This is a genomic window from Paenibacillus ottowii (assembly GCF_006874425.1).
GTDB lineage: Bacteria > Bacillota > Bacilli > Paenibacillales > Paenibacillaceae > Paenibacillus > Paenibacillus ottowii.
On sequence record NZ_VIJZ01000012.1, the window covers coordinates 123,477 to 129,855 of the forward strand.

At 42.0% G+C, this 6,379-nt stretch carries 7 protein-coding genes and 1 rRNA gene; all 8 read left to right on the forward strand.

What is annotated here, in order from left to right; all coding sequences use genetic code 11:
* Nucleotides 1-155: 155 nt before the first annotated feature.
* The gene (locus FKV70_RS22880; RefSeq protein WP_142614662.1) at nucleotides 156-746 is read left to right on the forward strand and encodes a sulfurtransferase TusA family protein; all 591 of its coding nucleotides are present in this window, start codon (nucleotides 156-158) and stop codon (nucleotides 744-746) included.
* Nucleotides 743-1,258 carry a DsrE/DsrF/DrsH-like family protein gene (locus tag FKV70_RS22885; protein WP_142614663.1) on the forward strand — a complete coding sequence of 172 codons (516 nt, stop codon included), beginning with the start codon at nucleotides 743-745 and terminating at the stop codon, nucleotides 1,256-1,258. The genes FKV70_RS22880 and FKV70_RS22885 overlap by 4 nt, the downstream gene beginning before the upstream one ends.
* 78 nt (nucleotides 1,259-1,336) lie before the next feature.
* Nucleotides 1,337-1,603: a metal-sensitive transcriptional regulator gene (locus tag FKV70_RS22890; protein ID WP_013310304.1), complete on the forward strand. Its 267-nt coding sequence runs from the start codon at nucleotides 1,337-1,339 to the stop codon at nucleotides 1,601-1,603.
* Nucleotides 1,604-1,700: 97 nt separating this feature from the next.
* Nucleotides 1,701-2,132, forward strand: a complete 432-nt coding sequence (locus FKV70_RS22895) for an Rrf2 family transcriptional regulator (protein ID WP_142614664.1) — start codon at nucleotides 1,701-1,703, stop codon at nucleotides 2,130-2,132.
* Between the two features lie 235 nt (nucleotides 2,133-2,367).
* The gene (locus FKV70_RS22900) at nucleotides 2,368-3,270 is read left to right on the forward strand and encodes an alpha/beta hydrolase (protein ID WP_244310818.1); all 903 of its coding nucleotides are present in this window, start codon (nucleotides 2,368-2,370) and stop codon (nucleotides 3,268-3,270) included.
* A gap of 154 nt (nucleotides 3,271-3,424) precedes the next feature.
* Entirely contained in the window at nucleotides 3,425-4,138 is a 714-nt protein-coding gene (locus FKV70_RS22905; RefSeq protein ID WP_142614665.1) for a YetF domain-containing protein, read from the forward strand.
* 148 nt (nucleotides 4,139-4,286) lie between these two features.
* Nucleotides 4,287-5,447, forward strand: a complete 1,161-nt coding sequence (locus FKV70_RS22910; RefSeq protein WP_142614666.1) for a trans-sulfuration enzyme family protein — start codon at nucleotides 4,287-4,289, stop codon at nucleotides 5,445-5,447.
* Between the two features lie 464 nt (nucleotides 5,448-5,911).
* Nucleotides 5,912-6,379, forward strand: a 16S ribosomal RNA gene (locus tag FKV70_RS22915); the annotation flags it as partial.

Below are 6,379 nucleotides of genomic sequence, written 5' to 3' on the forward strand. Positions count from 1 at the left end.
TCACTTTTATTTTGTTTAAGATATGAACTAGTTAGTTTCGGGACGAAAGCGGCCAACGAAGTTGACAAAAGAATTCAGTCTCGTTATCCTAATACCTATAGGGGTATGTGTATATGAAAATAAAGCCCCACAAAAAAACAGGCGGAGGTTATACCATGTTTTTAACTAATCAAATCCATTCAGATCAGATACTTGATTGCAAAGGCCTTGCTTGTCCTATGCCGATTGTAAAAACAAAAAAAGCTATGAATGAGCTACTTGCCGGACAGATTATGGAGGTTCAAGTGACTGACAAGGGTTCGTTAGCTGACTTTCAGAGCTGGGCCCAAGGCACGGGGCATAAATATTTGGGCACTCATCAAGAAGGAGATATCATGCGACATTATATACGCAAGGCAAATCCGGCTGGAGTGAAGGAGGAGCAAGCGTTTTTTTCCACGATAAGCCATGAAGAGCTACAAGCAAAAAGGTCTGCAAAGAAGAACTTCATTTTGCTGGATGTTCGTGAGCCCGCAGAATTTGCACTTAAACATATCCCCGGCTCTAAGCACATTCCGCTTGGAGAATTGGAGAGTAGACTCGCTGAACTGAACCTGGATGAAGAAATTGCAGTGATCTGTCAAGCTGGTTCACGCAGTGAAAGAGCATGTCAGTTATTAGCAGACAAAGGCGCTAAAAACGTCAAATCCGTGCTCCTAGGCATATCTGCATGGACAGGAGAAACAAAGGGGAGCAATTCATTATGAGCACAACAGCAAGAGCATATACAGAGTTTCAAGGGCAAACTCAGTCCAAAACAACGATTGTATTGTTTAGTGGGGAGCTGGATAAAGCGATTGCTGCATTCATTATTGCGAATGGGGCGGCGGCATACGATCATGAAGTAACTATTTTCTTTACATTTTGGGGGCTCAATATATTGCGTAAGGATGAACTCGTGCGTACCCATAAGGGATTGCTCGAAAAAGCCTTTGGCTGGCTCATGCCTCGTGGACCTCAAAAGCTTGCGCTTTCCAAAATGAATTTTGCAGGACTGGGGCCGCAGATGATCAAGCAAGTCATGAAAAAGCATAATGCGCTCTCCCTTCCGGAGCTTATAGAGCTGGCCCGAGAGCAGGGGATCAAGCTCGTCGCCTGTACTATGACCATGGATCTGCTAGGACTACAACAAGAAGAACTAATAGACGGAATGGAATATGCTGGCGTAGCTGCCTACTTGGGAGATGCGTCGCAGGGGAAGGTGAATCTATTTATTTAGGGTATTCTATTTATTTTTTTGGTTTATAATATACCTATACGTGTATATGGTAAGTCAAAAAAAGGAGTGCATTGCTTTATGGATTACAATTACAGTGATGAACTAAAAACCCGCCTGAGAAGGATTGAGGGACAGGTGCGTGGGGTGCTTCGCTTAATGGATGAGGGAAAATCATGCAAAGATGTAGTCAGCCAGCTATCAGCTGTGCGCAATGCATCAGATAAGGCAATCGCCCAAATTGTAGCGGAAAATCTGCAACGTTGTATATTGGAAGAGCAAGAAGCTGGAGGAGATACCGATAAGCTGGTTAAAGAAGCGATTCAGCTGCTAGTTAAAAGTAGATAATCGTGTAATGTAGTTGAAAATAACATCTTGCGTAATTAATGATGTTGACAAATAAGCTCCGTTGTAAATATAATATTTACAACGGAAGGTGATATTAATGCAAATTAGCAGCCGATTTTCAATTGCAGTTCATATGCTGTCCCTTATACATGTACGTGCTGATTATCTGACTTCTGAGCAAATTGCCGATAGCGTGAATACAAACCCGGTGATTATACGGCAAATTACCCGACTACTTAAAAAATCTGGATTAATGGATGTGCGCAGAGGGACTGGTGGTTCGTATCTATTAAAAGACCCGGCGGCAATTTCTTTATATGACGTGTATAAAGCAGTAGAGGTAGTAGAGGATGATCAACTGTTTAATACCCATGCCAATCCCAATCCGAATTGTTGGGTTGGAGCCAATATTAATCAGGTACTGGAGCTTATATTAATGAAGGCTCAAAATGCCATGGAAAGTATATTGCGAAATGTTTCAATACAAGAAATTATAGAACTTATTATCCAAAAAAATAATGCTTCTTAAATTGGGAAGCATTATTTTTTTGGAGATTGATGTAATAATTATCATTACATCAATACTCTAAATGTATATTTTTTTGAATTGGTTGTAAGTAACTTTATTACATTAATTCTGTTATAACTTTTTATAAATAAATGCTAAAGAATATGACAGGAGGTGAGAAAAATGTGACTTTAAAATGATGCAACATAAAACTATGTCTCTAAAAAAGTATTTTAATGGGAGGATTTGGACCGTGATGATGAATAGAACAGTTGAAGAAGAAATCCAGGAGCTACATTGGGAAGAGGATGTGAACTCTTACATACAATTGATTCCAAACATAGAGTTCTCTAATGTGGAGGGTAATTCCTTAAAATTAAATCTGTTAGTATACAGAGACCCTATGGACGCGTTATTCAACAGAGTGGGAAATCAGGAGAAATACCCCTTGATTATTTATTTACAGGGTTGTGGGTGGGGGTGGTCCAAACAGAATACCTTTGCTTTTGTGCCACAGCTGTCCGAACTTTCCAAAATGGGATATGTTGTTGCAAGTGTGGAGTATAGAACCAGCGACAACGCTATATTCCCAGCTCAAATTCAAGATGTAAAAGCTGCTATACGCTTCCTGAAGGCTAATGCGTCTTTATATAATATCAATCCGGAAAGAGTAGGCGTGTGGGGAGATTCATCTGGTGCTCATCTAGCATTGCTGGCGGGGTTAACAGAAGGAAATGAGGAGTTAGCAGGAGACAGGGAATATCCGAATGAGTCGAGTACTATTCAAGCGGTTGTAGATTGGTTTGGTCCAACGGACTTACTGACTATGAGTCAGTATCCATCCATTTTTGATCACGATTCACCACATTCTCCAGAGTCCAAGCTAGTGGGAGGAGCTATTCAGGAGAATAAAGATAAAGCAAGAATAGCTAGTCCTATGCAATATATTCGTCCAGAAGCACCACCAACTTTAATTATGCATGGAGATCGGGATGACGTGGTTCCCTTTGAACAAAGCATGGAGTTTTACAAAGCACTTAAGCAAGCAGGTAATGATGTCATTCTGTACAAAATTAAGGGAGCTGGACATATTGCCTTTACCCAGCCCCATATATTAGACCTGGTTAAAAAGTTTTTTGATCAACATCTGAAAGACTAATTCTATAATACCGTGATTAAAAAAGTTCGCTGCCTCTAGTTGGTGGCGGGCTTTTTTTCTGACAACTTTAGGAATGATATATGCCTCTGTTTATACAGAAGTAGACAGGTGTAAATAACCCATAAAAATATAATTTTTTTCGGAGGGCATAGGTATGGAGGTATTTGTTACGATTGGGGTCAAATTGATCATCAGCTTTTTTGGATTATGGATCATTACTTTTATTACGGGTCGGAAAACACTCAGTCAGTTAACACCGCTCGATTTTCTGACATCATTGGTATTAAGCGAAATTGTGGGAAATACGTTATATGACGATGAGGTGACCATTTGGCAACTTTTGTTTGCTTTAGCGTTATGGTGCGCGCTGGCCTACTTTTTCGAAAAGGCGACGACCCATTTTGTGAAATTTGGATATATGGCCGAAGGTCGAACAGTGCTGCTTGTGGACAAGGGCCAGGTTAATCAAGAAATGCTGGAGAAATATGATATAGAATTTACACAGCTACTCTCCATGCTACGTCAGCAAAATATTTTTTCTCTACGTGAGGTCTGGTACGCCACTTTAGAGACGAATGGCTCATTATCAGTCATGCGTAAACCCGAATACGAGCCACCCGCCGCTCAGGATATGGGAATAGAAGCACAGCCTGACCTTTTTTCGGTTACTGTCATTGATAAGGGAAGATTGCTGGATGAATCTATGCGTGGAAAAACGATAGATGTAGAACTGATAAAAGCAAAGGCGCGAGAGCAGGGATATGATAGCATCGACGAGATAGCCTATGCAGAGCTTAGTGAGGATGGAACGCTCCATGTAGTGCCGATGAAAGAGAATACAGACCAGAAAAGAGGTGGAGCTATATAAAGAAATGATCATTTCCTTATATTTTGTCCGAATTTCGCAAATTAACCACCACAAGTCCAAGGGAGTGTGATTTATAGAATATTTAAGCCCCGGATTGAGGAGACTACCTCTATGGGTTTGGATTTTTTTCAGAAAGTGGTGATTAGGTTTGAATTTCTCGGATGAACGGCTCATCTGTCTTAGATTTGAAGATAAACAGGGATATTTCGCCAAGTCCGCTGCTCCTCCTATATATGAGACTGCTCCATTTTTCTTTGATACCTACGAAGATTATGCTGAAGCAGCTAATCATGAAAAGGAGCATTATGTCTATTCGAGAGGAACTAATCCTACCGTTCGGATTGCAGAACAAATGATTGCCGCATTAGAAGGTGGGGAGGACTGCAAGTGCTTTGCCTCCGGAATGGCTGCTGTCAGTGCCGCTCTAATGTGTAGCTTATCCGCTGGGGATCATCTGATTCTGGTCGGACATATATATGAAACTTCCGTCAGCCTAGCCAAATATTTAACGAAGTTTGATATAAACTATACGATTGTACATTCGACTTCTACGGAAGCAGTTGCTAATGCCATCCAACCGAAGACCCGTGCTATTCTTATGGAGTCCCCTACTTCATTTACATTTGATGTGGTAAATATTCAGGAAGTAGCATCGCTCTCCAAAGCGAAGGGTATTCGCACAATCATCGATAATTCATGGGCTACACCCCTTTTCCAGAAACCCTTAGAATGGGGAGTTGATATTGTCGTACATTCCGCATCTAAGTACTTAGGAGGCCATAATGATTTAATTGCAGGGGCAGTAATCGCTTCTAAGGAGATAATAAAGCGTATGTATGCTGAAGAATATGAGTTGATCGGCGGCTCGTTAGCCCCTTTTGAAGCCTGGCTACTCATTCGGGGTCTAAGAACACTCCCGCTCCGTATGGAAGCCCATCAAAGGAATGCTCTGCAGGTTGCCCGTTTTTTATCAGATCATCCGGCCATTTCCAAAGTAAATCATCCTGGACTTCCTTCTCACCCACAGCATGAGCTGGCGTGTAGACAGCTTAAAGGATTTGCCGGATTATTCAGTTTTGAATTAAAAGATTCGGGTTATGAGGATATATGCAGAGTGATCAATAAACTGCGGCTGATTCGGATCGGTGTATCGTGGGGGGCTATGGAGAGCCAGATAATCTCACCGAACTACGGATTCAATAAGCAGAGTTTAAAAAAACAGCACATGCCCGAATCGCTAATCCGCTTGGCTGTGGGGCATGAGCCTGCTGGACTTTTGATAGAGGATCTAGCTACTGCTTTAAGCTAAGCGAACATTTCAGGATTTTATCTAAAAAAGCAAAAGAAACAGCATTATCTAAAGAGCTACTGCTTTTATGAGTTATGACGTTTATATCCTAACTTTGCACTATAAATAGAAGATAAGCGCGAGTTTTGGTTGTTATAGATAAATCATCATGTGTAGACGTGGTTTAATAGAAACTACACCGTGTAGAAGCAGAGTTGAAAAAGAAAGCATTAATTGGTAGATATTACAACTTGCCTGATAGGTACACACGTGATAAATTATATATCCAGCCAGTTAAACGGCTGTTGAATTGATCTTTGAAAACTGAACAACGAGTGAGTACGGATTTTGTTTACAAAATCCAACGCTGAAATTTTGGTACAAGCCATCTGGTTGTATGAAATGGAAGCAAACAAGAGATGTTTTATCTCGTCAGTTTCAACATGAGCTAATCGCTCTTTCAATAAACCAGCTTCGGTTGGTCTTTAATGGAGAGTTTGATCCTGGCTCAGGACGAACGCTGGCGGCGTGCCTAATACATGCAAGTCGAGCGGGGTTGATTAGAAGCTTGCTTCTAATCAACCTAGCGGCGGACGGGTGAGTAACACGTAGGCAACCTGCCCACAAGACAGGGATAACTACCGGAAACGGTAGCTAATACCCGATACATCCTTTTCCTGCATGGGTGAAGGAGGAAAGGCGGAGCAATCTGTCACTTGTGGATGGGCCTGCGGCGCATTAGCTAGTTGGTGGGGTAATGGCCTACCAAGGCGACGATGCGTAGCCGACCTGAGAGGGTGATCGGCCACACTGGGACTGAGACACGGCCCAGACTCCTACGGGAGGCAGCAGTAGGGAATCTTCCGCAATGGGCGAAAGCCTGACGGAGCAACGCCGCGTGAGTGATGAAGGTTTTCGGATCGTAAAGCTCTGTTGCCAGGGAAGAACGTCTT